Source organism: Acidithiobacillus sp., assembly GCF_023229925.1.
Classification (GTDB): domain Bacteria; phylum Pseudomonadota; class Gammaproteobacteria; order Acidithiobacillales; family Acidithiobacillaceae; genus Acidithiobacillus.
Genome location: NZ_JALNYM010000002.1, coordinates 273,940 through 298,516, shown reverse-complemented (window position 1 = coordinate 298,516; position 24,577 = coordinate 273,940). Strand labels below are relative to the sequence as shown.

17 protein-coding genes are annotated in these 24,577 nt (G+C 57.8%); 13 read left to right on the top strand and 4 right to left on the bottom strand.

Annotated features, from left to right (window positions below; all coding sequences use genetic code 11):
• From M0P56_RS07935 to glnL, 3 genes are all read right to left on the bottom strand, one after another.
• Entirely contained in the window at positions 1–957 is a 957-nt protein-coding gene (locus M0P56_RS07935) for a hypothetical protein (RefSeq protein WP_291509516.1), read from the bottom strand.
• A gap of 63 nt (positions 958–1,020) precedes the next feature.
• Complete coding sequence (ntrC, locus tag M0P56_RS07930; RefSeq protein WP_291509515.1) at positions 1,021–2,460, bottom strand: nitrogen regulation protein NR(I); 1,440 nt, start codon at positions 2,458–2,460, stop codon at positions 1,021–1,023.
• A complete protein-coding gene (glnL, locus tag M0P56_RS07925) occupies positions 2,457–3,542 on the bottom strand; it encodes a nitrogen regulation protein NR(II) (RefSeq protein ID WP_291509514.1) in 1,086 nt (361 codons plus the stop codon). Before glnL ends, ntrC begins: the two co-directional genes overlap by 4 nt.
• A 290-nt stretch (positions 3,543–3,832) precedes the next feature.
• On the opposite strand from glnL, the gene M0P56_RS07920 reads away from it, so the two are divergent.
• From M0P56_RS07920 to M0P56_RS07905, 4 genes are all read left to right on the top strand, one after another.
• Entirely contained in the window at positions 3,833–4,597 is a 765-nt protein-coding gene (locus tag M0P56_RS07920; RefSeq protein WP_291509513.1) for a peptidase, read from the top strand.
• A gap of 346 nt (positions 4,598–4,943) precedes the next feature.
• Positions 4,944–6,407: a circularly permuted type 2 ATP-grasp protein gene (locus M0P56_RS07915; protein ID WP_291509512.1), complete on the top strand. Its 1,464-nt coding sequence runs from the start codon at positions 4,944–4,946 to the stop codon at positions 6,405–6,407.
• Positions 6,392–7,378, top strand: a complete 987-nt coding sequence (locus M0P56_RS07910) for an alpha-E domain-containing protein (RefSeq protein WP_291509511.1) — start codon at positions 6,392–6,394, stop codon at positions 7,376–7,378. Before M0P56_RS07915 ends, M0P56_RS07910 begins: the two co-directional genes overlap by 16 nt.
• Positions 7,379–7,418: 40 nt before the next feature.
• Positions 7,419–10,781 carry a DUF2126 domain-containing protein gene (locus M0P56_RS07905; RefSeq protein WP_291509510.1) on the top strand — a complete coding sequence of 1,121 codons (3,363 nt, stop codon included), beginning with the start codon at positions 7,419–7,421 and terminating at the stop codon, positions 10,779–10,781.
• 30 nt (positions 10,782–10,811) lie between these two features.
• On the opposite strand, the gene M0P56_RS07900 is transcribed toward M0P56_RS07905, so the two are convergent.
• Positions 10,812–11,756 carry a PDC sensor domain-containing protein gene (locus M0P56_RS07900; protein WP_291509509.1) on the bottom strand — a complete coding sequence of 315 codons (945 nt, stop codon included), beginning with the start codon at positions 11,754–11,756 and terminating at the stop codon, positions 10,812–10,814.
• A 585-nt stretch (positions 11,757–12,341) separates the two neighbouring features.
• Between M0P56_RS07900 and M0P56_RS07895 the strand changes: the two genes are divergently transcribed.
• From M0P56_RS07895 to M0P56_RS07855, 9 genes are all read left to right on the top strand, one after another.
• Positions 12,342–14,276 carry a PrkA family serine protein kinase gene (locus M0P56_RS07895; protein WP_291509508.1) on the top strand — a complete coding sequence of 645 codons (1,935 nt, stop codon included), beginning with the start codon at positions 12,342–12,344 and terminating at the stop codon, positions 14,274–14,276.
• A gap of 283 nt (positions 14,277–14,559) precedes the next feature.
• Complete coding sequence (locus M0P56_RS07890) at positions 14,560–15,876, top strand: ammonium transporter (protein ID WP_291509507.1); 1,317 nt, start codon at positions 14,560–14,562, stop codon at positions 15,874–15,876.
• Between the two features lie 117 nt (positions 15,877–15,993).
• On the top strand, positions 15,994–17,301 hold the full coding sequence (locus tag M0P56_RS07885; RefSeq protein ID WP_291509506.1) for a YeaH/YhbH family protein: 1,308 nt from the start codon (positions 15,994–15,996) through the stop codon (positions 17,299–17,301).
• Positions 17,294–18,769, top strand: a complete 1,476-nt coding sequence (locus M0P56_RS07880; RefSeq protein ID WP_291509505.1) for a SpoVR family protein — start codon at positions 17,294–17,296, stop codon at positions 18,767–18,769. Before M0P56_RS07885 ends, M0P56_RS07880 begins: the two co-directional genes overlap by 8 nt.
• 184 nt (positions 18,770–18,953) lie before the next feature.
• Positions 18,954–20,141: a porin gene (locus M0P56_RS07875; protein ID WP_291509504.1), complete on the top strand. Its 1,188-nt coding sequence runs from the start codon at positions 18,954–18,956 to the stop codon at positions 20,139–20,141.
• Between the two features lie 55 nt (positions 20,142–20,196).
• Positions 20,197–20,535 carry a P-II family nitrogen regulator gene (gene glnK / locus M0P56_RS07870; RefSeq protein ID WP_291509503.1) on the top strand — a complete coding sequence of 113 codons (339 nt, stop codon included), beginning with the start codon at positions 20,197–20,199 and terminating at the stop codon, positions 20,533–20,535.
• Between the two features lie 55 nt (positions 20,536–20,590).
• Positions 20,591–21,895: an ammonium transporter gene (locus M0P56_RS07865; protein ID WP_291509502.1), complete on the top strand. Its 1,305-nt coding sequence runs from the start codon at positions 20,591–20,593 to the stop codon at positions 21,893–21,895.
• 156 nt (positions 21,896–22,051) lie between these two features.
• Positions 22,052–23,866, top strand: coding sequence for a bifunctional diguanylate cyclase/phosphodiesterase (locus M0P56_RS07860; RefSeq protein ID WP_291509501.1), 1,815 nt, complete (start codon positions 22,052–22,054; stop codon positions 23,864–23,866).
• Positions 23,863–24,576, top strand: a complete 714-nt coding sequence (locus M0P56_RS07855; RefSeq protein WP_291509500.1) for a type 1 glutamine amidotransferase — start codon at positions 23,863–23,865, stop codon at positions 24,574–24,576. The genes M0P56_RS07860 and M0P56_RS07855 overlap by 4 nt, the downstream gene beginning before the upstream one ends.
• The last annotated feature ends 1 nt before the right edge of the window (position 24,577 follow it).

The window sequence follows — 24,577 nt, the reverse complement described above, 5'->3', positions numbered from 1 at the left end:
TCATCGGCCCTCTTCAGCGCGACCGGACAACCTGGCTGGAATCTCCAGGTGGCGTGATTTCGCTAGTTGCCGTAATACTTCCAAGTCGCCATTCCAGTGTGCAAGCGTGCCCCACAGGGGGTGGGGACCGAGATCCTCACCTACGCGCAACATGCGCTCGCGAAGGGTTTTGCCACCAGTGCCCACGGCCAGGAAAAGTAATATCAAGGTATTGATATAATCCTCAACACGGCGTTGCTGGTGAGTAATGCGCAGAAGTTCGGCATACAACGGCAGGCGTTGCGGCTCGTGGGCGATGGTTCGCCACAGGATCGCCATGCCATAGGCGGGATCAGGGTTACGGGAAACCAGGGTCAGCGCCATCTCTGCAGTCATGGTGACGTCTTGAGTCTGGGCTTGTGGTACCGGAATGGCCATGCCTACCTTTTCGGCAAGCACGAGGAGTTCGAGATTGCCGGGATCTCGACTCAGACCAGTATCTATCCGTTCCCGCCACCAGGACTCATTCATGGGCGCAGCTCCCGGCTTTTCTCCCAGGCCTTCCAGCAACGCAGCATAGTTGTCGATATCTGCCATCGCTAAATAGGTGTCAAGGAGCTGGTTGATAACCCGTGTTTCGTGGGGGTTGAGATCTACATACCAGCGCAACACGGTCGCTGCTTGCGCGTAGTGACCATACTCGAGATAGATATTGGCTTCGCTGAGCAGGTCGTCAATGCTGAGCGCTTGCTGTTCGGCGCCACTGGTAGTCGTTACGGATGGGGCAACGGCATCTACGCTGGATGCTTCAGGTTGAATCCGCGGCACATCTATGGCGGGTGCCGAACGTGCTATTGAGGAGACTGGCACGCTGCCTTTAATCTGTAAACGTCGGCGCCGCGCCCGCAGGCGGATGAAAACTTCCACCAGCAGCAGCAGGACAACCACAATTTCCAACAGTAACATTACGCCTTGCATAGACACCTCAAGCTCGACCAAACACTCCAAGCACACTCTATTTTACCAGCATGCAAGGGAGTTTTAGTCGAAAGCCTGGGATTCGCCAGGGCCGCTTCCAGTCGCATCTTCCATGCCTAGTTCTTTCAGTTTGCGGGTAAGCGTATTACGCCCCCAGCCGAGCTTGTGCGCGGCGTCCTGTTTGTGGCCACGGGTATGTTGCAAGGCCGCTTCCAGCAGGCAGCGCTCGAACTGCGGCTGAATCTTGTCGAGCAAGGCCTCTTCGCCGCCGGCGAGGCGCTGCCGCACCACGGCCCCCAGCAGCAAGCGCCAATCCTGGATGTTCAAGTCCTGTGCCATGACCGATGGCGACGGCGCGGCCATTTCCGGCGGCAAATCCGTCACCTGGACCTCGCTGGTAGGTGCCATCACGGTAATCCAGCGACAGACATTTTCCAATTGGCGAACATTACCTGGCCAATGCCAATTCATGAAGGCGGACTCCGCCGCCGGACTCAATACCTTACGTTCGACATCCAACTGCTCCGCGCTGCGACGGAGAAAGTGACGGGCCAGACGCGGAATGTCTTCACGCCGCTCCCGCATGGGCGGGAGATGGATATGGATGACGTTGAGACGATGGTAAAGATCTTCCCGAAAACTACCGTCGCGCACCTTGGCTTCAAGATTCTGGTGGGTCGCGGCGAGAACGCGGACATCCGCCCGTTGGGGCGCATGGCCACCAACCCGGTAGAAGGTGCCGTCAGAGAGTACCCGCAGCAGCCGCGTCTGCAGGGCAGCGGGCATATCGCCAATTTCATCGAGAAAAAGGGTGCCCCCGGAGGCCTGCTCAAAGCGACCCTGCCGGGTCTGCACCGCCCCGGTAAAGGCACCTTTTTCATGGCCGAAAAGTTCCGATTCAAGCAACTCGGCGGGAATGGCCGCCGTGTTGATGGCAATGAAGGGTCCGTGCGCGCGGGGGCTGTGCCGGTGCAGAGCACTGGCCACCAGTTCCTTGCCTGCCCCTGACTCGCCGGTAATAAGCACGTTGATCTGTGAGCGAGACAACCGACCGATGGCACGAAATACCTCCTGCATGGCCGGAGCTTCGCCAATCATTTCCGCTGGATCGCTCTCCTCAACACCCGCAGCGCTCGGTTCTGTCTGACTGCCAAGAGCGCGCCGTACCAGGGCAACCGCTTCGTCCATGTCAAAAGGTTTGGGCAGATATTCAAAGGCCCCACTCTGAAAAGCGGCGACCGCGTTGTCCAGATCGGAGTGTGCCGTCATCACGATCACCGGGAGTTTCGGCCAGCGCGATTGCACTTCGCGCAGAAACACCAGCCCATCCAGGCCGGGCATGCGCAGATCGGTAACGATAGCCTCTGGCTGTTCGCGCCCCAGTGCGCGCAGAGCACTGTCGGCCTCGGCAAAACTATGTACCGGGATATCGGCTTGGGTCAGCGCTTTCTCCAATACCCAGCGAATGGAAGGGTCATCGTCGATGATCCAGACCTGTTTCATGCGGACGCCTCCCGATGCGGTAACAGGGGCAGGGAAACGGAAAATACCGTTTCTCCCGGTTGCGAATGGCAATGGACCACCCCGCCATGCCCGCGCACCAGTCCCTGTACGATGGCAAGCCCCATTCCCATACCTTCGGCACGACTGGTGACCAGGGGCAAAAAGATCCGGGGGAGCAAATCTGCCGGTATTCCCGGACCGTTGTCGACTACATCCACACGCAGCGCCAGGCGGAGCTTATGATGCAGAAGGGTAACATAGCGTTCGACCCGGGTACGGATCAGGATGGCCCCGTGGCGGTCCAGCGCCTGTTGGGCGTTGCGTAGCAAGTTCAGAAAAACCTGCACCAGTTGCTCCTGATCAGCCAAAATATCGGGGATAGAGGGGTCATAATCGAAACGCACGGCAATGCCGGTGGGCAATTCCGCGTTCAGCAGTCGACGCACATGTTCAAGCACCTGATGAATATTCACTTCGGCAAAAACCGGGCGGCTGCGGGGTCCCTGCAGGCGATCCACCAGATGATGGAGGCGATCCACCTCATGGAGAATGACCCGGGTGTAATCCTTCAGTTCGGGGCGCTGTAGTTCACGCTCCAGGAGCTGCGTGGCCCCGCGCAAGCCGCCGAGGGGGTTTTTGATTTCGTGGGCGAGGCCGCGCAGCATCTCCTGAGCGGCGCCGTAAATGCGGTCCTGCATCTCCTCCTCGGCATGGCGCGCTGGTAATTCCATTGGCCGCATTTCAATAATGAGACCGTCCGTTGGTGCGGGTGTCACCACCAAATCCACTACCGCGCTCCCACCCTCACTCAGCATCAAAGACAAGGCCCTGCGCAATACGGCGGTGTTCGCCGTGGTGGCATCTGCAAAAAGTGCGGCGAAGCGTTCTTCGCCGACAATGCTGCACAGCGCCGACAAGGTTTGTCCCAGCGCCTGATACTGACTGACGCGCAGCAAATTTTCGGCGGCGGGATTCATATAGCAGATTTGGTAATCCCCCCCCAGAACCAGTACCGCTGATTCCAGGGCGTCCAGCACCATATGCTCTGTGGGCAGAGCGGTTGTTCTTTTGCGGCGCACCATACAAGCTCCGATTCTGTAACTCATCAAACAGGCTCTATACTCAGCCAAGCAAAAAACGCACCAACGCATCAGAGACGTAACATCCTTCACACGGGCATACGTTAGTTCTTCACATAAAAACCGGATCGGCAACCGCTGCGCAAAGGTTTATCGTTGATTGCACCACAATAGTGCATCCCTGATGGATTGTCTAACTCCGCCGGAGGAATAGGCACGACGCACCTTCCCAAAGGCATCATTTTCAGCGAATATCATAAATCTTATGTCGCTGGGTTCAGCAGGAACATTCCATGACCTATTGCCTCACCGCTCATGTCGCAGAGGGCCTGATTTTCTGCTCCGACTCGCGTACCAACGCGGGCACCGACAACGTCAGCATCTATTCTAAGATGCATAGTTTCTGCTGGCCCGGGGACCGCTTTTTCTGTCTGCTTTCAGCGGGCAATCTGGCGACCACTCAGGGCGTGGTCAAGCGGATACAGCAAGATATAGACCAGGACGCCGAAATCCATCTGCTCAATCTGACCAGCATGGCGGAGGCGGCGGATTATGTCGGCCTCATCAACGCCGAGGTGCAGCGTAACCAGGCCAACCGCGACACCGCCAACACCAATTTTGAGGCGACCTTCATCCTGGGCGGCCAGATCAAGGGAGATACTCCGGCGACCTATATGATTTACCCGCAGGGCAACTACATCCATGAGTCGTCAGATCACCCCTTCCTGCAGATCGGCGAAATCAAATATGGCAAGCCGATTCTGGATCGTGTCATCAGTCCCGACCTGTCTCTGGAGGCCGCAGCACGCTGTGCACTGGTCTCCATGAACTCCACCATGCGCAGCAACGTCACCGTGGGTCCGCCGGTGGAACTACTCATTTACCATACCGACAGCTTGCGGGCCGGGCGTTACCTGAGCCTGTCCGAGGAAGACCCTTTTTACCGCAGCATCGGCGAGCGCTGGAGTCAGGGATTGCTGCGGGCCCTGGATGATCTGCCGCGCTTTGTCTGGGAAATTCCTGGCACTCCGCCGACGGAAGTTCCAAGATGTAGCTAAATATGGGAAGCACCGCATGCACCAAACAGGAATAATATGCACTGTAATGGTGCAATCTGTCCTCGCTGCTCGAATATGATCTGATACAAAGACGGTGAATTCAGGATGTAGCCAAGGGGCATAGACCAACGCCGACAGAATGTCTGAGAGCCGGTGACCAGACTAGCCGATCAGAATGGCGTTGTTGCAGAGTTCAGGAAAAACCGGAGATTGCCCCAATAGTTGGCACAAGCTTTGCTGGCAACACCCTATAGCGCGGCCCGATCCAGTATACGGACGAAGACGTCGTCTCAGCGCCCTATTCAGAAGCGTGCGCGTGTGTATCACGCAGGAGGAGAAAAGGCTTATGGATTGGCTGAGCAAGCATTATCAGCAGCAGAGCACCTACGATGAACTGGTAGGCGAGAACGGCGTTCCGCGTTTGGCGGCAGCCCCGCTGTTTGATTACCTCAGCACCTTGGACAGCAACGAACTGCGCGCCCGTCGACAGGCCGCGGATGCCGCCATCCTCGCGATGGGCATTACCTTTACTGTGTATAGCGAGGCTGGCAATATCGATCGCGCCTGGCCCTTCGACATTATTCCCCGCATCATGTCACGGCGGGAATGGGTACGCATCGAAGAGGGACTCAAGCAGCGCTTACAAGCCCTCAACCTCTTTATCGACGACTTGTATAACGCGCAGCGTATTGTCGTCGACGGCATTTTCCCCGCCGAAGTACTGGCCAGCTCCCGCAATTTCCGGGATGCCTGTCGGGGCGTGCATCCGCCTTTGGGGGTCTGGGCGCACGTCTGCGGCAGCGATTTGGTGCGCGATGTCGATGGCACGGTCTATGTGTTGGAAGACAATCTACGGGTTCCGTCTGGCGTCTCTTACATGCTGGAGAACCGGCAGATCATGAAGCGACTCTTTCCAGAGCTCTTCAAGTCTTCCACTATCCTGCCGGTGGACGATTACCCCAACCGGCTTTACGAAACACTCGCGGCCCTGTCTCCGCGCGAGGGGGAGCGGCCCGTCGTTGCGGTGCTTACCCCTGGTATCTATAACTCGGCCTACTTCGAGCATAGTTATCTGGCGCAGCAGATGGGGGCCTATCTGGCGGAAGGTGCGGACTTTTTCGTCGGCAACGACGATGTCGTCTATCTCAAGACCATCTCTGGGCCACAGCGGGTGGACGTGATCTACCGGCGCATCGATGATGATTATCTCGATCCCGAAATCTTTCTCGCCGACTCCGCCCTCGGTATTCCCGGGCTGCTGCGCGCTTGGCGACGCGGTACGGTCGCCATCGCCAATGCCCCGGGTGCCGGAGTCGCCGATGACAAGGTGGTGTACGCCTTCGTACCCGAGATTATCCGCTATTATCTGGATGCCGAGCCTATCCTGCCCAACGTGCCGACCTACCTGTGCATGCGCGACGCGGACCGTGATTACGTGCTGGGTCACCTGGACGAACTGGTGGTCAAACCGGCCAATGAATCGGGTGGTTACGGCATGCTTATCGGACCGCGCGCCACGCCGGAAGAGCGGGCCCGCTTCGCGGAGCGGATTATCGCCAACCCGCGCAATTATATCGCCCAACCCACGCTGAATCTCTCCACCGCGCCGACTTTGGTCGACGATCACCTGGAACCCCGTCACCTGGACTTGCGCCCCTTTATTTTGCAGGCCGACAAAATGTATGTGACTACCGGTGGCCTGACCCGGGTGGCCATACAACCCGGCTCGCTGGTGGTGAACAGCTCCCAGGGCGGCGGTAGCAAAGACACCTGGATTGTCGATGAGGAGGCCCCATGCTTTCGCGAGTAGCTGAAAACTTGTACTGGATGGCCCGCTATCTGGAGCGAACCGAAGACATGGCCCGGCTGATCAATGCTACCACTCTGCTGCTGCTCGACCTGCCCCAGGGCGCTGAGTTCGGCTGGGACGTCCTCTTGCAGGTGACGGGCGACGCCGAACTCTACACAGAGCATTACAACACGCCGGAGGAAGGCCGTATCATGCGATTTCTCATCGCCGACGAGTGCAACCCCAACTCGGTGATGGCCGCCATCCATCAGGCCAGGGAGAACTGTCGCACCTTCCGCGACCTGCTCCCCGCCGAGTTCTGGGAGCGCCTGAACGCCCTCTTCCTCTTCGTCCGCGAACATGCGGGCACCAGTTCGGACAGCCGTCATGGGCGTTATGCCTTTCTCAGCGAGGTCATTTCCCGGCGCCATGCCCTGGTGGGCCTGCTCATCAGCAGCATGAGCCAGGACAACGTATACCAGTTCATCAAACTGGGCCGCAATATGGAACGCGCCGATATGACCACGCGCATCGTTGACGTGACCAGCGCTGTGATCCTGCCTCAGGATCAGGGCTTGCAGAAAACGAGCGGGACCAGCCTCTGGCTGGGCGTATTGCGGGCATTGAGCGCCTTTGAAATGTACCGTCGCCATGTTTCTGTGCAGGTGCGCAGCAATCAGGTGGTGGACTATCTGCTCAAGGACGGCAAGTTTCCGCGCAGCATGAAATATTGCCTGGGCGAGATGGAGGTGGCGCTCGCCCACCTGCCCAACGCCGGCGTCCCTTCCGAGGCGGTGCGCCGGGCGCGGCGGCGCCTGGATGTCCTGAAGCTCGCCAACCTGCGCCCGGACCTGCTGCACGAATACCTCGATCAGGCGCAGAAAGATCTGGCCATGGTCCACCGCACCATTCAAGGCACCTACTTCGCCCGTGATGCTTCGGGCTTCAATGGCGTGCCCAAGGGACTGCACTTGAGCGCTGTACAAGCCTGACGGAAAACACGACTACACTTCACCTCCAGAGGGAATCATCATGGGTATCCATGTCGTCTTGCGCCACCAGACCGAGTATGACTTTGATCGCCTGGTGCAGATCCACCCCCATGTGCTGCGCCTGCGCCCGGCCCCCCATTGCCGGACGCCGATCCTCGCCTACTCGCTCAATGTCGAACCGGCCAAGCACTTCCTCAACTGGCAACAGGACCCTTTCGGCAATTATCAAGGGCGCCTCGTTTTTCCGGAACGCGCAAAGTCGCTTAAGGTGGATGTGGAGGTCATTGCCGACCTGACAGTGATAGATCCTTTTGATTTTTTTATAGAGCCTGCGGCAGAACATTGGCCCTTCCATTACAGTCCTGCCCTCTGCAAAGAGCTGGCACCCTATCTGGAGCGGGAGGAGGCAGGCCCGTTAATGCAGCGTTTTCTGCTCGACATCAAACGTCGTCGTCAGCGCACCGTGGATTTCCTCGTTGCCGTTAACCAGCGATTGCAGAGGCACATCGGTTATACGTTGCGCATGGAGGTCGGGGTACAAACCCCGGAAGAGACCCTGCGAAAAGCCAGCGGTTCCTGTCGCGATACCGCCTGGTTGCTGGTGCAGGTACTCCGCCACACGGGTCTCGCTGCCCGTTTCGTGTCCGGCTATCTGGTGCAACTGGTGGCTGATCAGGCGCCACTGGATGGACCATCAGGTCCAACCAGTGACTTTACCGATCTCCACGCCTGGGTGGAGGTTTATGTCCCGGGCGCTGGCTGGATCGGTCTCGATCCCACCTCCGGACTGTTTGCCAGCGAGGGACACATCCCGTTGGCCTGCACCCCGCATTATGAAAGCGCCGCTCCCATCACCGGCGCCACTGATGCCTGCGAGGTGGCGTTTCACTTCGCCAACTCCGTCACCCGTCTGCCGGAGACCCCGCGCGTCACCAAACCCTACACCGATATGCAATGGGAACACGTTATGGCCTTGGGCAATGCGGTAGATATCCGCCTGCAGGCCACCGACATGCGCCTCACCATGGGCGGCGAGCCCACCTTCGTGGCCAGCGAGGGGGTGGATGATCCCGAATGGAATCAGGAAGCCCTCGGCGACCGCAAGCGGGAACGCGCCGAGAATCTGGCACAGCGCCTTGGCGCACGTTTTGCGCCGGGCGCACTGCGGCATACCGGTGAAGGCAAATGGTACCCCGGCGAACCCCTGCCGCGCTGGGCGCTCGGTCTCTACTGGCGCAAGGATGGTGTTCCCTTGTGGCACGAACCCCGGCTGCTCGCTGATCCACTGCACGACTATGGCTGGCAGGCGGATGATGTCCACAACTTCGCCTGCGCCCTGACCCGCCATCTGCAGATCGACAGCAACCGCCTGTTGCCCGCCTACGAAGATGCCTGGTATATCCTGCATCAGGAAGGCCGCATTCCGGTGAATATTGATCTCAGCACCCATCGTTTGGACGACCCACTGGAACGCCAGTCGCTGATCGGCAAATTGCAGGCTGGACTTGACCACCCGGTGGGCTGGGTGCTCCCCCTCGCTTGGGAATGGCGCCAGCAGCGCTGGTATTCAGCGCCTTGGAGTTTCCGGGGCGGGCGGCTGGTTCTGCTGCCTGGCGATTCCCCGCTGGGTATGCGCTTGCCTCTCGACAGTCTGCCCTGGGTCGTCGAAGCCCATAAAAAATGGCAACCGGAAAGTGACTCCTTCGCGCCGATGCCGCCATTGCGGGATATCCACGGGGAGATCGCCGCGCGCTACAGCCATGTCCCCGAAGCACCACCATCGCCCACGGCGGATCGGCAACTCTGGGAGGAGATCCCCCATACCGCAGTCACCCTGGAAATCCGCAAAGGCTGCCTGTATTGCTTCTTCCCGCCCTTGCAGGTGACGGAACACTATCTGTACCTGCTCAGTGCGGTCGAACACAGCGCCACTGAGCTCAATATGCCGGTGGTCATCGAGGGTTATGCGCCGCCCAGCGATCCACGGGTGGAGAAGCTGCTCGTCACCCCCGACCCTGGGGTCATCGAGGTCAATATCCATCCCTCCACGCACTGGCAGGAAATGGTGGAAAAGACCACGGCCATCTATGACGATGCCCACGCCTGCCGGCTGACCGCCGAAAAATTCATGTTGGATGGGCGCCATACCGGCACTGGCGGTGGCAACCACCTAACGCTCGGCGGCGCCAGCCCCGGCGACAGTCCCTTTTTGCGCCGCCCCGATCTGCTGCAGAGCCTGATCACCTACTGGCAGCATCACCCGGCCCTGTCTTATTTTTTCAGCGGCCTGTTTATTGGCCCCACCAGTCAGTCACCGCGAGTGGATGAAGCACGCCATGAGGCCCTTTACGAGCTGGAGATCGCTTTTGCTCAAGTGCCGCCTGGTATCGTGCCCCAGCCGTGGTTGGTGGACCGTCTCTTCCGCAATCTGCTGGTGGACATTACCGGTAACACCCACCGCGCTGAAATTTGTATCGACAAGCTCTATTCGCCGACTGGGCCCGCCGGTCGACAGGGACTGGTGGAACTGCGCGCCTTCGAGATGCCACCCCACGCTCGCATGAGTCTGGTGCAGCAACTGCTAGTACGCAGCCTCTTGCTGCGTTTCTGGGAAGATCCTTATCGCCATGAACTGGTGCGCTGGGGGACCACGCTGCATGACCGTTTCATGCTACCCCATTACGTCTGGGAGGATCTCCGCGACGTTTGCGCGGATTTGCAAGAACACGGCATTGCATTCGATCTGGAATGGCTGGCGCCCTTCTCTGAGTTCCGCTTTCCGCAGCACGGTCATGTCCGGGTTGGCGAGATCGACATCGAACTGCGTGCCGCCATCGAACCCTGGCATGTTCTCGGCGAAGAAATGTCGGGCAGCGGCACGGCGCGCTACGTGGATTCCTCGATTGAACGGCTGCAGGTGCGGGTGGCCGGTATGACCCCGGGGCGCCATGTGCTCGCCTGCAACGGACGATGGGTGCCGCTGCGGGCCACCCGCGCCCATGATACGCAGGTGGCCGGTGTACGCTATCGTGCCTGGCAGCCGCCGTCCGCGCTGCACCCCACCATTCCGGTGCATACGCCACTGACCTTTGATCTGATCGACACCTGGAACGGGCGTAGTATGGGCGGCTGCACCTACCATGTCATGCATCCCGGTGGACGTAACTCAGAGGTCTTTCCGGTCAACGCCTGGGAAGCGGAGGCACGGCGCCAGAGCCGTTTCACCACCGTTGGGCACAGCCAGGGTCCGCAGCCGGATGCGATTATGCCGGGTCCCGGCGAGAGTTTCTTCGTGCCCACCGGCAGTGGTGAACACCCCTGGCTACCACCCTATGCGGAAGATCAGCCGGATTATCCTCACACCCTGGATCTGCGCCTGGCTCGCCCCGCCGCGCCAATCTGAGGGACGGTACCATCCGCACGGACAGGTGCCTCAGTTTTCTTCCTGGCACCGATCCTTGTGCTGTAAGAGCAGAACTTCTGCCCGTGCGCCGAGATATACATAGACACCCAGTGCGACCATCAGAGCGGCTGCGGCAAGCAGCAACACCACCGCCAGCCACAAATGTTGCGGGGCATCCAGGGCGAATTTGAAAACCAGCATCAACCCTTCAATAGACACCGCAATCAGTATGGCGGCGATAAAGCGCGTCAGAGTGCGTCGGGTGGTGCTGTGGCGACGAATATCTTTGCGGAGCAGCACCTCCTCTTCAAAAATGGTCTTCGCCAAATCGAATACCGCCAATGCCAGCGTAAAGAGAATGGTTGCCTGAAAAGGGGCAGCAAAGTCTCCCGGAGAAGCGGCTGCGGACCATACCGGTCCCAGCGACAGCATCGCGTGCAACCCCAACGCCATGCTTACCGCCAGCAATCCCAATGAAAACAAAATATAAAAAACCTTAAAATAGGGTTCAAAACCGCGGCGAATATCGTCCTCTTCCAACAGCGCAAGGGCGCGATCCAACTCACTATCCGCTACCACCATACCCAGCAGTTTGCCAGCTTCATCACGAATCGGTGCGGCGGCAGTCACACAAATATGGCCATTGGCAGAAGAAAGGTAAGGTTCGGTGAGCACCGGGCTATTCGCCTCCAACGTCAGCCGGTAATACGGCCGGTGGCTGCGATCTACCCCGTCCCCGCCCTGCGTGCCCCGCCGCCGAGAGGCGGCGACGTTATTGCCAAGCTGCAAACCCTCTGCATCGAGCAGATAGCAAAGGTCCAGGAAAGGATGCCGGGCAATGAGGCTAGCCAGTTTTTGTCGTTGTGCCTCACAGTCCTGCTGTAAAAGCAGCGGACTGGCTAGTGCATCGACCACTCCCCCTAGTAGGGCTGCAAGATCTTTGCGCACCTCACGAAAATGCTCGAAGCGATTCATAGGTGGTCACCTGTCGGGTCGAAGTCCGGAAATACGCCGGGAAGGGGCGCCCACTAACTGAGCAAAGGGTGTGCCACGTCGGGCCGAAGAGCGTCTTTTGGGAATGTCTACGCGACGGCGCAGCAGTATATGGAGAGCTTGGCACGATTCATGCTTTATAAATATTGATCATGTTCATGTGATCACTCCTCCTCAAGTGGCTTCCAGGGCGGTCCTCCCGCCCTTTTTTTATCCGCAAGCCGATCTGATTTCTATACGTCAAGTAAAACAGTCCATTACCAAACAGCGCCATCCCCGTGCTACGCGTCAAATTAGAGGGGTAGGGCATCTTCGTTGCGCTGGCGCCATCTAAAATTCTGCACCATACTTGTGCAAAGTGCGCACCATTCCAGCGCTTCGGGTTTGTGGCGATCCCTCTCATCATCCGCATCGCAAAACGGCAGACGGCTGGAGCCACGAATGCCAAACTGGCACAGGAAATGCTAGTTTTACGGTGCATCCAGGGATCTTCACCATAGAGCGAACCCTAACGACCGAAGCGGGTCCAAGTAATTGCAAGCGCGGCAGTGCCGCAAGGAGTGGCAAATGGCGTTATTCGAGCGTTACCAGGAGCGTTTCCTGCAACAGCAGGAAGTCACCCTTTCCATCGATGCCTATCTCGATCTCTGCGCGCGCGAGCCCATGGCTTATGCCACTGCCGCCGAGCGGATGCTGGCAGCCATTGGCGAGCCGCAAGTGCTGGACACCCAGGCAGATCCCCGGCTGTCACGTATTTTCATGAACCGCAAGCTGCTCACTTACCCCGCCTTCAAGGACTTCTATGGCATTGAAGACGTCGTAGAAAACCTCGTCGCCTATTTCCGCCATGCGGCACAGGGCTTGGAAGAGCGCAAGCAGATTCTCTACCTGCTCGGCCCGGTGGGGGCCGCCAAATCCTCTCTGGCGGAGCGTCTGAAGAGCCTGATGGAGCAATACCCCATCTATTGCCTCGCCGCTCATGGCAAGATATCACCGCTCTTCGAGTCACCGCTGGGGCTCTTCGATCGGGATGAAGATGGTCCGGTATTGGAGGATCGCTTCGGCATCCCCCGCCGCGCCCTCAATGGCGTGATGTCCCCCTGGGCGGCCAAACGGCTGCGCGAGTTCGGCGGTGACATCCGTAAATTCGCTGTGCACCGTCTGATGCCATCCCAGTTGCACCAGATCGGCATCACCAAGGTGGAGCCGGGCGATGAGAACAATCAGGACATTTCCAGCCTCGTTGGCAAGGTGGACATCCGCAAGTTGGAGGATTTTTCCCAGGACGATCCCGACGCCTATTCCTATGCAGGCGGCCTCAACGTCGCCACCCAGGGTGTGCTGGAGTTTGTCGAAATGTTCAAAGCACCCATCAAGATGCTGCACCCCTTGCTGACAGCGACCCAGGAGGGTACCTACAATGGCACCGAAGGCTTCGGTGCCATGCCCTTCCAGGGCATCATTCTGGCCCACAGCAACGAATCAGAATGGTCTGCCTTCCGCAATAACAAGCGGAACGAAGCATTCCTGGACCGTGTCTACATCGTCAAGGTGCCCTATTGCCTGCGCGTCACGGAAGAAACGCAGATCTACCACAAGCTTCTCGAAAGCAGTGCCCTCAACGCTGCTCCCTGTGCCCCTGATACGATGGATATGCTGGCCCGCTTCTCTGTCCTCAGTCGCCTCAAGGAGCCGGGTAACAGCAGTCTGTGGTCAAAGATGGAGGTCTATGATGGCAAGTCCCTCAAGGACAAGGACCCCAAGGCCAAAAGTCTGCAGGAATACCATGACGCGGCTGGCGTGGACGAAGGCATGGACGGCATTTCCACCCGTTTTGCCTACAAGATTCTGTCCCGTACCTTCAACTTCGACAGCGATGAGGTGGCGGCCAACCCGGTGCATCTCCTGCATGTGCTGGAAACTCAGGTCCGCGCCGAGCAGTTCCCGGCGGAAATGGAATCCCGCTATCTCGCCTTCCTGAAGACCGAGCTGGCCCCCCGTTATGCTGAGTTCCTTGGCCTGGAAATCCAGAAGGCCTATCTGGAGAGTTACGGCGATTACGGCCAGAATCTCTTTGACCGCTACATCCAGTATGCCGATTTCTGGCTACAGGATACGGAGTTTCGTGACCCCGATACTGGGCAGCTCATGGATCGCAGCCTGCTCAACGAAGAGCTGGAAAAGATCGAGAAACCAGCGGGCATTGCCAACCCCAAGGACTTCCGCAACGAAGTGGTGAACTTCGTGCTGCGGGTCAAGGCATCCAACGACGGCGTCAGCCCGGCCTGGACCAGTTATGAGAAACTGCGCGCGGTCATCGAGAAGAAAATGTTTGCCAATACGGAAGATCTGCTGCCGGTGATTTCTTTCGGTAAGAAGAGTTCCTCCGACGATGAGCGCAAACATCAGGACTTCGTCGCGCGGATGACCTCCAAGGGCTACACGGAAAAACAGGTACGCCTGCTGGTGGACTGGTATATGCGCTATCGCAAACATCATTAGAAGCACCTGGCCGTCACAGAAGAGAGTAACGGCTCACACTCTTCTCCGCCACAATATCCTGCCCGCACTGCGGGCATTTTTTTAACAGCGACCCGCCTGTTGCCATAGCGGAACAGGCAGGCCGCACTATTTTGGTGCACTTTTCGTTTCTGACGCTGCACTGTCATCCATAAACCATATGTTTTCCATGGCTTACCATGTGTGCACGCTTATTGCTTGGTTCCATTGAGGTAGTCAATGGGCAATTTGCCCCCTTATCTGATAGGAAAGAAGGAGTGACAAGATGCAGCAGGGAGCGATACACAAAATTTCTGTAGGGGCGCCGTGGATCGGCGCGTTAGCCTTGTTGGCCAGCCCGCTGGCCCAGGCTGACACCACCCCGTCCTTTAATAGCGGCGACACGGCGTGGATGCTGAGTTCCACCGCTCTGGTGCTGCTCATGACCGTCCCCGGTCTGGCCCTTTTTTATGCGGGCATGGTGCGCAAGAAAAATGTCCTCGCCACGGCGGCGCAGAGTTTCGCCATCACGGCCCTGATTTCCGTACTGTGGATGATCATGGGCTACTCACTGAGCTTCACCTCGGGCAATGCCTTCACGGGTGGCCTGAGCCGCCTTTTCCTCAATGGCTTGGGCCTGGATTCCGCCAATGCCCTCGCCCCCACCATCCCGGAATCGGTTTATATGACCTTTCAGATGACCTTCGCCATTATTACCCCGGCACTGATTGTCGGTGCCTTCGCCGAGCGGATGAAGTTCTCTGCCTTGCTCTGGTTCACCGGCCTCTGGTCACTGCTGGTCTATGCGCCCATCGCCCACATGGTCTGGGGTCCCGGCGGCTGGTTGGCTGCGGATGGTGTTCTCGACTACGCGGGCGGCACGGTGGTGCATATCAATGCCGGTATTGCTGGCCTGGTCGCGGCGTTGGTCATGGGTAAGCGAGTGGGATACAAGCATGATGCCATGCACCCCAACAACCTGATGTACACCCTGATCGGTGCCTCCTTGCTTTGGGTCGGCTGGTTCGGCTTTAACGCCGGTTCGGCGGTAGCGGCCAGTGATCGGGCGGGCATGGCCATGGCCACCACCCAGATCGCTACGGCGGTGGCAGCCCTCTCTTGGATGTTTGCGGAGTGGCTGGCCCGCGGCAAACCGACGGTGCTAGGCATGACTTCCGGTGCAGTAGCGGGTTTGGTCGCCATCACTCCTGCCTCAGGCTTCGTCGGCCCCATGGGCGCCTTGTGGATTGGCATAGCAGCCGGGGTCATCTGCTTCTGGGCATCGGTCTATCTCAAGAATTGGATAGGCTATGATGACTCTCTGGATGCCTTCGGCGTCCATGCTGTCGGCGGTATTGTTGGTGCATTGCTGACGGGCGTCTTCGCCGTGCAGGCCATCGGCGGTACAGCGGGTGTGCTGGAAGGGAATACCGGACAGTTGCTCATTCAGGCGACGGGCGTTGGTGTCACCATTGTCTATGATGCCATCGTCAGTTTCATCATCCTCAAGGCCATCGACTGGACCTTGGGCCTGCGCGTCAAGGAAGAGCAGGAAAGGGAAGGTCTGGACATCACCCAGCATGGGGAGCAAGTGTACGAATAAGCGCTGACTGAATCGGGTCTCCCGTGGGGGAGGCCCGCCCCAATATCAATAATCCGCAACCATCCACCCCATTTTAGGTCATAATGTGGGTGAAGCGTCGCCACTTGGGAGTCTGCCATGAGCACGATTATCGACCGGCGCAGTTCCGGAACTCGATCCACGGCCAACCAAAACCGTCTGCAAAGACGTGTCCGCGCCCGGCTCAAGGTTGCTGTCGAGAAAATGGCACGTTCCGGCTCCATTGAAGACTTGGCCAACGCCGATCAACCTATTTCCATTCCTACCCGCGATCTCCATGAACCGAGTTTTCGTCGTGATCTCAGTGATGCCTCCTGGGAGCGGGTGTTACCCGGCAACAAGGAATATCAGCGCGGCGACGAAATCAGTAAACCCGAAGGGGGTGGGGGCTCCGGCAAAAGCCGCGAGGGCACACCCGACGGTCTGGGTGATGACGAAGTGGCCATCGTCCTTTCTGCCGACGAATTTCTCGAACTGCTCTTTGACGGGCTGGCCTTGCCCAACCTGCGCAAGACCGCGCAGGGAGATATCCAGGCAGATCAATGGCGGCGGGCGGGTTTCATCAAGGACGGCAGCCCCTCCCGCATGCACGTCGGGCGCACCATGCGGGCCGCCCGTGCCCGCCGTCTCGCCCTGCGTGCGGGCAAGCGCCGTGAATTGCAGGGCCTGCTGGACGCCCGCGGCACACTTCAGGAAGAGATTCAGGACCGTGTGGCGCGGGGGCAGGATGTTTCCGTGGAGCAGGAGCGCCTCGGCAAGCTAAATAGTCAAATTGCCGCCCTGGAACGCAAGATCAAAGCCATCCCCTTCATTGACGAGGCGGATTTGCGCTTCGCTCATATTGACCAGCAGCCTCACCCCATTACCAATGCGGTGATGTTCTGTGTGATGGATGTTTCCGGCAGTATGGGCGAGAAGGAAAAGGATCTGGCCAAACGCTTCTTCCTGCTGCTATATCTGTTCGTGCATCGCCACTATCAGACGGTGCAGATCGTCTTCATCAAACACCACAGTACCGCCTCGGAATGCAGCGAACAGGCCTTTTTTGGTGCCCGCGAGGGAGGTGGCACGCTGGTCTCTCCGGCCGTCATCCTGGCCGAAGAGATCATGGAGCAACGCTTCTCGCCAGATCGCTGGAACGTGTATTTGGCTCAGGTATCTGACGGCGACAATTATTTTGCTGACAATGCGGTGGTGGAAAAACATCTCATGAATCTGCTGCCACGCTTGCGCAACCTCTTCTATCTGGAGGTCAACCGTGACAGCGAGAGCGATCTGCTGCAACTGTACGAAGCCATTGCCCAGGACTTCCCGGATCTGATCACCGCCCGCGCCAGTGAACGCGAGGATATCTATCCGCTCTTCCGGACCCTCTTTGCCACTGAGGAGATGTCGAGCCATGTCTAAATTCCTCTTTACCGACAACGACTGGACCTTCGCGCGGATTGACGCCGTCACCGAATCCATCGCGGCCATCGCTACCGAAGAACTCCAGCTCGACACCTACCCCAATCAGTTGGAGATCATCAGCGCCGAGCAGATGCTTGATGCCTACGCCTCTATCGGTCTGCCGGTCTATTACGCCCACTGGTCCTTCGGCAAGCAGCGCGCCATCGAGTCTGGGCAATACCGGCGCGGCGAGATGGGCCTGGCTTATGAACTGGTGATCAACAGCAATCCCTGTATTAGCTATCTCATGGAAGAAAATACCATGACCATGCAGACCCTGGTCGTCGCCCACGCCGCCTACGGGCATAATGCCTTCTTCAAGAACAATATCTTCTTTCGGCAGTGGACCGATGCCGAGGGCATTCTCGACTACCTGGAATTCGCCCAGCGCTACATCGCCCATTGCGAGGAACGCTATGGCATCGACGCGGTGACCGACGTGCTGGACGCTGCCCACGCCATCAGTCGCAATGGCGTGGATCGCGCCCGCCGCCCGCGCCAGCTCTCGGCGCGCGAGGAGGAGCAGCGGCGCGAAGAACGCGAGCGTTATCTGCAGCAGCAGCTCTCGGAAATCTGGCGGACACTGCCCCCGCACAGCGCCGATCAACCCGCAGCATCTGCGTGCTTTCCACCCGACCCGCAAGAAAACTTGCTCTACTTCATCGAAAAAAACGCCCCGCACCTGGAAGGCTGGAAACGAGAAATCCTGCGCATCGTCCGCAAGATTGCCCAGTATCTCTATCCCCAGGGGCAGACCAAGATCATGAACGAGGGTTTCGCCTGCTTTGTGCATTACCATATCCTGCACAGCCTGCATGCCAAGAGACTGGTGACTGACGGCACCCTGCTGGAGTTTTACGCCAGCCACACCGCGGTCACCTTCCAGCCCGATTTTGATGACCCACGCTACGACGGCATCAACCCTTATGCCCTGGGTTTTGCCATGTTCCAAGACATCAAACGGATATGTCTGGCGCCCACCGACGAAGATTATCGCTGGTTCCTCTTCGCCGGGGATCCCGACTGGCGCAAGCAAATCCACTTCGCCATGCGCGAATTCCGCGATGAAAGCTTTGTCCTGCAATATCTTTCACCCAAGGTCATGCGCGATCTGCATCTCTTTGCTTTGAGCCACGATCCCAGCGCCGCGGCGTATCGGGTGAGTGCCATCCATGATGACTCCGGTTACCAGTATCTGCGCCAGGCTTTAGCCCAACAAATCGCCGAAAGCACCCGCCCGCCGGATATTCAGATCGTGTCCGTGGATCGCTGGGGAAATCGCCATCTGCGCTTGCGGCAGATGGATACCCAGCCCCTCGCCCAGGATGAGGCCCAGAAAACCCTCAGCTTTGTGCATAGCCTTTGGGGATATGATGTTCACCTGGATATGGGAGACCTTTCCCTGAGCGAACCGCTCACATCCTGAAGATTGAATATGCTGCAATTTTCAGGATGTAGCACCATCATGGTGCGCAATGCACCTAGATGGTGCGCAACCCTGTTCAGTGCCTGGATAATTCTATTAAGCGCATTGATTTTGAAGTTGTTGCAAGTTGGCATCAAGTTTGCTTGGAGTTTTCTGCAATTTCATATAATAGGGAGAGGTAAACATGAAGATCTCAAAAAACGGTTGTCGTTATAAAATCATCTCGCTGGCAATGCTCGCGGCACTACCCATGATGATTGGGACCAGCCACGCATCGCCACTGGCATTGCCCAGCCCGCTGACCTTTGAAGCGGGTCCACTGGGTAAACTCAACGTGCAAGGTGTGGCGAGCGGCTATGGCGTCTGGCAGGACAACAAGTTCGCCCCCACCACTTCCGGCCCGGCAAACACTCCGGCCACCAAGTCTGCTTCTGCCGATATCAGCAACGGCATGGTCATCATCCAGAAGAACACCGGGCTCGTACAGTTTTATCTGCAGGCAGGGGCGTATAACGTCATGACCCTGGGCTCCAACTATTTCTCCACTGGCACCTTCACTCAGAACACCTTCGGTGCCCTGCCCGTCGGCTATGTCGAGATCGCGCCGACCGACAACTTCAATATCCAGATTGGCAAGCTCTATACCCTGATCGGTGCCGAATACACCTATAGCTACCAGAACTGGAACATTGAGCGCGGCCTGCTCTGGGGCCAGGAGAATGCGGTCAACAAAGGTATTCAGGCCAATTATACCGCAGGTCCGGTCACTGCATCGGTATCCTTGAATGATGGCTTCTACTCGAATCGCTTCAACTGGGTGACCGGCATGTTGACCTGGGCGATTAACAAACAGAACAGTGTGTTCTTCCAGGGTGGCGGGAATCTGGGACAGACCGATTATGCCTACTCGTCCATCGCTACCACACCGTTGCAGAATAACGAAAGCATCTTCGACATAGGTTACATCTATAGTGGCAGCAACCTGTCGGTCACGCCCTACGTGCAGTATACCAGCGTGCCGGCCAGCGCAATTCAGGCGCTGGGCGCTGGTACCAGAAAGACCAGCACCCTCGGTGCCGCCATTCTTGCCGACTACAGTCTGACGGACAAAATCTCCTTGGCGGGGCGGGTGGAGTACATCAGCAACTCCGGCACCGCTACAGATGGTGCGGCCAACCTCACCGGCTTCGGCGCCGGCTCCCATGCCTGGTCGCTGACCGTGACGCCGACCTACCAGGATGGCGGGTTTTTCGCTCGGGCTGAGCTGTCTTATGTCGCTGCGAGCATGCCAAGCAATACGGGTTTTTCGGGTACCAACGGCCTTGGCCAGACCCAGCTCCGTGGCATGCTCGAAACCGGTTTCATGTTCTAACCCCCGGGGGGCTTTTGTCCCCGGGATGTTCTAACCCTGTGCAAGAGGTGTCGTCATGAAATTGATTACTGCCATTGTTAAACCCTTCAAACTCGATGATGTCCGTGAGGCATTATCAGCTGTCGGGATTCAGGGCCTCACGGTTACCGAAGTCAAAGGCTTCGGGCGCCAGAAAGGTCATACCGAACTCTACCGCGGCGCTGAATATGTGGTGGATTTTCTCCCCAAGGTCAAAATCGAGGCGGTAATCAGTGATGATGCCGTCGATCAGGCTATTGATGCCATCGAAAAAGGCGCCCGCACCGGCAAGATTGGTGACGGCAAGATTTTCGTCTCCGAAGTATTGGAAGCTATCCGCATCCGCACCGGTGAAACCGGTAATGATGCACTGTAACCACCTATGACCGCTTTACAACCGCTCAGAAATCCTTATAAGGAGGAATTTACTCATGTCAGTAGCTTGGCTTAATACCGGCGACAATGCGTGGCAGCTTACCGCAGCGACCGTCGTTGGCTTGCAAAGTGTTCCCGGGCTCGTCGTCCTGTACGCGGGCATCGTCAAGAAAAAATGGGCCATTAACTCCGCTTTCATGGCCTTTTATGCCTTTGCCGCAGTACTTATCGCCTGGGTCCTCTGGGCTTATAACATGGGTTTCGGTAATCAATGGTTCCCTTTCGTTGGGTTGCCGCATCCTATCATCAGCATGCAGGATGAACTCAAACAGGCGTTGATTCCGGCCTCCAACACGAGCGCCGCCTTTCCCATGTCTACCATGGTGTATTTTCAGTTTGTCTTTGCCGCCATTACTCTGGTGATTATGGCGGGCGCCGTATTGGGACGGATGAGCTTTAAGGCCTGGATGATTTTCGTTCCCTTATGGCTCACTTTCTCCTATACCGTTGGCGCTTTCAGTTTGTGGGGTGGTGGTTTCCTCTCGAGCCTCGGCGTTATTGATTACTCCGGTGGTTATGTCATCCATCTTTCTGCAGGTATCGCAGGCTTTGTGGCGGCGGCGGTGATTGGACCGCGTCTGGCACGCGACCGAGAAAACTTCCAGCCCAACAACGTGCTGCTGATGCTGGTCGGTGCCGGTATCCTTTGGCTCGGCTGGAATGGCTTTAACGGCGGTGATCCCTACGCTGCCAGCCGTGATGCGGGCGTGGCGGTACTGAACACCAATATTGCCACAGCGGTCAGTGTCATTGTCTGGACCATCATGGACATCTTTTACTTCAAGAAGCCATCTGTCATCGGTGCCGTGCAGGGCATGATCACCGGGCTGGTGGCTATCACCCCGGCGGCAGGTGTTGTCGATGGTTACGGGGCGATCGCCATTGGCATCGCCTCAGGCATTATCCCCTGGATCAGCATGAACCTGGTCGGCAAAACTGCGCTCTTCCGCAAGGTGGATGACACCCTGGGTGTCTTTCATACCCATGCGGTGGCGGGCTTACTCGGTGGGGTCATGACCGGTTTACTGGCGACCAAGGCGGGATGTGCAGCTTTCGCCCTGAGCACCCCGGGCGGCGCCATTGAGGGCAACTGGCATCAGGTCTGGCTACAACTCATCGGTGCAGCATTTATCATCGTGTTGAACATCGTTGTGACGTACATTCTACTCAAGCTCATCAGCCTGATCGTACCTCTGCGTATGTCTGAAGAAGAATTGATGATCGGCGATGACGCGGTCCACGGTGAAGAGGCGTACGCCTTCTATGGCGATGGCGAACGTCGGCCGGTGGCAGGGGACTGACCTCCACTAACACTTCAACGTTCTTAAATACGGCGGGCAACCGCCGTGTTTTTTACTAACCGCCATATCTGGCAAAACTCAAAATTTCTACTAAATTGATACGATAGCGGAAATCCCTAACTCACCCTGCTGTTGAGGGCCTCGCAGAGGACTTTGATGATTCCCGATGCCGTTTTGAGCCAGTTACAAAATCTGGTTCGTATCTATGAATTCAACACGTTCTTCGAGGAAACCGCGGCGCTTGCCGCAGACCTACTGGAAGCCGATGGTGCCGCCTTCATCGCTCACGAAGAACATAGTCTGCGTTACCTGTTCTTTCATGGCCTGCCCCCGATCTATTCAGACCTGTCGAAGCACGTTTTTCCCGATGACCAGGGAATTAGCGGTGCCGCACTACGGGAGGACCGCGCCATTTATGTGCCGGATTATCCGCGTAGCCCCCACGCCATGCCAGAGTATGTGGCTACAGGTTTACAGGCAAGCATCATCCTCCCTGTCCATGGCCCCAAGGGTGCCAGTGGTGTCCTGGCCGTTTCCTGGTTCCGCCCGGCGCCTACAGAGCTCGCTGAAAGCACTCTGCGTCTGGCGCAACTGTTGGCCGATATGTTGGGTGCCGCCTGGTACCGGATGGGTATTGAGTTGCACCTAGAACATATTGCCACCCGCGATGCGCTCACCGGCGTACCCAACCGCTATCAACTCGAGGAACGACTGACTACCGCATGCGCCAGCGCCCACCGCGAGCAGTGTACCTTGGCCATCGTTTTGCTAGACATTGATGGATTTAAAGAGGTCAATGACGGCCTGGGTCATAGTGCGGGGGATCGTCTCCTGCGCGAAATTGTAACCCGCTTGCATGACGTGCTGCGCGCCAGCGATACCATCGTCCGCCTGGCCGGTGATGAATTCATATTGTTGCTGGAAAAGCTGCGCAGCCGTCGCGATCTGGAAGACGTACTCCAACGCGTTCTGCTGGCGCTCAACATTCGCATCGGGGTAGATGATCAGCAGATTGGTATAACAGCCAGCGCCGGCGTCACCACGTATCCGCAGGATAACGTTGATCCCGTTGAGCTTATCCACCATGCGGACCAGGCGGTTTATCGTGCCAAGGCGTCGGGTGGAAATTGCTGGAGCTATTATGATCATCAGGACGATGAGCGCAGACGCTCCGCTCAACACCTGCGCGGCGAACTGGAGCGCGCGCTGTCGAAACAGGAGTTTGTCCTCTACTGGCAGCCTATCATCGACATGCAGAGCGGTCTTTGCGTTGCTGCAGAAGCATTGATCCGCTGGCAGCATCCTGAGCGCGGTCTGCTCCTGCCCGACAGTTTTCTGGACGTCGCGGAGAACTCTACGGTCATGCAGCGCATTGGAGCGTGGGTTATCCATGACGCCTGTCAACACGGCGAGGTCTGGACCAAGCAGGGCATGGTCCTTGACATTCAGATCAATCTCGCTGCCCGTCAAGTAGAAAATCATCGTCTATGCGACGACTTGCGCCGCGCGCTGGCAAGTTGCCCCGCACTGCCTACAGAGCGCATCTGCCTAGAACTGGTTGAACGCATCGCCCTGCGCGATATTGCCAAAACCACCAGACTGATTAGTGACTGCCAAAGCCTTGGTGTGCGCTTTGCCCTCGACGACTTTGGTACGGGGCCCGCCGCACTGCAATACCTCCTCGAACTGGGTTGCAACCAGATCAAAATCGACCACAGTTTCGTTATCCCCATGGCCGGGAGTCAACGCCACCAACAGATGATTCAGGCCATGATCCAGATGGCCCATGCGCTGGGTGTAACCGTCACTGCCGAAGGCATTGAGAATATGGAGAGCGCCGACCTTCTGCGCCAGATGCAAGCGGATCGAGGACAGGGATATGGCATTGCCAGGCCTATGTCGGCAGCGGATTTTGTCACCTACTGGCTACAAAACGCCGCTACGGGAAATGCGGAAAGGCCTGTGTCATGACGAAGATTCTCGTGTTACAGCACCATCCGGAAGAAGGGTTGGGTAGCCTGCACAATATTCTTGCGGCACATGGGCATCGAACGGAGGTGCATCGCCTTGATCTGGGCGTACCGGTTCCCGATGATTTGGCTGGTTATGGCGCCTTAATTATCATGGGCGGGCCCATGAGCGTCCACGATACGGACCAGTACCCGTGGCTGCTCAACGAGCAACAAATTATTCGCCGGGCAGTTGGCGAAGAACTTCCCGTCCTGGGACATTGCCTCGGCGGGCAACTGATTGCCCGTGCGATGGGCGGCCAGGTGACCCCTAATCCGGATGGCCCGGAAATCGGTTGGTGGACGGTCACCAAGACCCCAGAAGCAATGAGTAGCAGCTGGTTAGCGGAGCTTCCCGACGCGTTTACGCTCTTTCATTGGCATGGCGAGACCTTTTCTCTGCCATCCGGTGCGGTGCCCCTGCTTTCCAGCGAGCATTGTGCCCAGCAGGCCTTTGCCATTGGCAAGCACTGTCTGGCGCTTCAAGGCCACCCGGAGGTCACTTTCGCCACGGTGCGGGCCTGGACGGAAAGCATGGTGGATGACCTGCAACAAACTGGTGCGGGTGTGCAGTGTAGCAGGACCATTCGCGAGCATCTGGAGCACAAATGTGAAGCGTTGCTGGGCAGGGCCATGGCAATCTACCGCCCGTGGCTAGAACAACTGTGCTAAC

Excerpts from the sequence above, each read along its gene's own strand:
- M0P56_RS07855 (WP_291509500.1), top strand. The coding sequence starts at position 23,863 with ATGACGAAGATTCTCGTGTTACAGCACCATCCGGAAGAAGGGTTGGGT.
- ntrC (WP_291509515.1), bottom strand. The coding sequence starts at position 2,460 with ATGAAACAGGTCTGGATCATCGACGATGACCCTTCCATTCGCTGGGTA.
- M0P56_RS07880 (WP_291509505.1), top strand. The coding sequence starts at position 17,294 with ATGTCTAAATTCCTCTTTACCGACAACGACTGGACCTTCGCGCGGATT.
- M0P56_RS07890 (WP_291509507.1), top strand. The coding sequence starts at position 14,560 with ATGCAGCAGGGAGCGATACACAAAATTTCTGTAGGGGCGCCGTGGATC.
- M0P56_RS07865 (WP_291509502.1), top strand. The coding sequence starts at position 20,591 with ATGTCAGTAGCTTGGCTTAATACCGGCGACAATGCGTGGCAGCTTACC.
- M0P56_RS07920 (WP_291509513.1), top strand. The coding sequence starts at position 3,833 with ATGACCTATTGCCTCACCGCTCATGTCGCAGAGGGCCTGATTTTCTGC.
- M0P56_RS07860 (WP_291509501.1), top strand. The coding sequence starts at position 22,052 with ATGATTCCCGATGCCGTTTTGAGCCAGTTACAAAATCTGGTTCGTATC.
- M0P56_RS07915 (WP_291509512.1), top strand. The coding sequence starts at position 4,944 with ATGGATTGGCTGAGCAAGCATTATCAGCAGCAGAGCACCTACGATGAA.
- M0P56_RS07875 (WP_291509504.1), top strand. The coding sequence starts at position 18,954 with ATGAAGATCTCAAAAAACGGTTGTCGTTATAAAATCATCTCGCTGGCA.
- M0P56_RS07900 (WP_291509509.1), bottom strand. The coding sequence starts at position 11,756 with ATGAATCGCTTCGAGCATTTTCGTGAGGTGCGCAAAGATCTTGCAGCC.
- M0P56_RS07895 (WP_291509508.1), top strand. The coding sequence starts at position 12,342 with ATGGCGTTATTCGAGCGTTACCAGGAGCGTTTCCTGCAACAGCAGGAA.
- glnK (WP_291509503.1), top strand. The coding sequence starts at position 20,197 with ATGAAATTGATTACTGCCATTGTTAAACCCTTCAAACTCGATGATGTC.
- M0P56_RS07885 (WP_291509506.1), top strand. The coding sequence starts at position 15,994 with ATGAGCACGATTATCGACCGGCGCAGTTCCGGAACTCGATCCACGGCC.
- M0P56_RS07935 (WP_291509516.1), bottom strand. The coding sequence starts at position 957 with ATGCAAGGCGTAATGTTACTGTTGGAAATTGTGGTTGTCCTGCTGCTG.
- glnL (WP_291509514.1), bottom strand. The coding sequence starts at position 3,542 with ATGGTGCGCCGCAAAAGAACAACCGCTCTGCCCACAGAGCATATGGTG.
- M0P56_RS07905 (WP_291509510.1), top strand. The coding sequence starts at position 7,419 with ATGGGTATCCATGTCGTCTTGCGCCACCAGACCGAGTATGACTTTGAT.
- M0P56_RS07910 (WP_291509511.1), top strand. The coding sequence starts at position 6,392 with ATGCTTTCGCGAGTAGCTGAAAACTTGTACTGGATGGCCCGCTATCTG.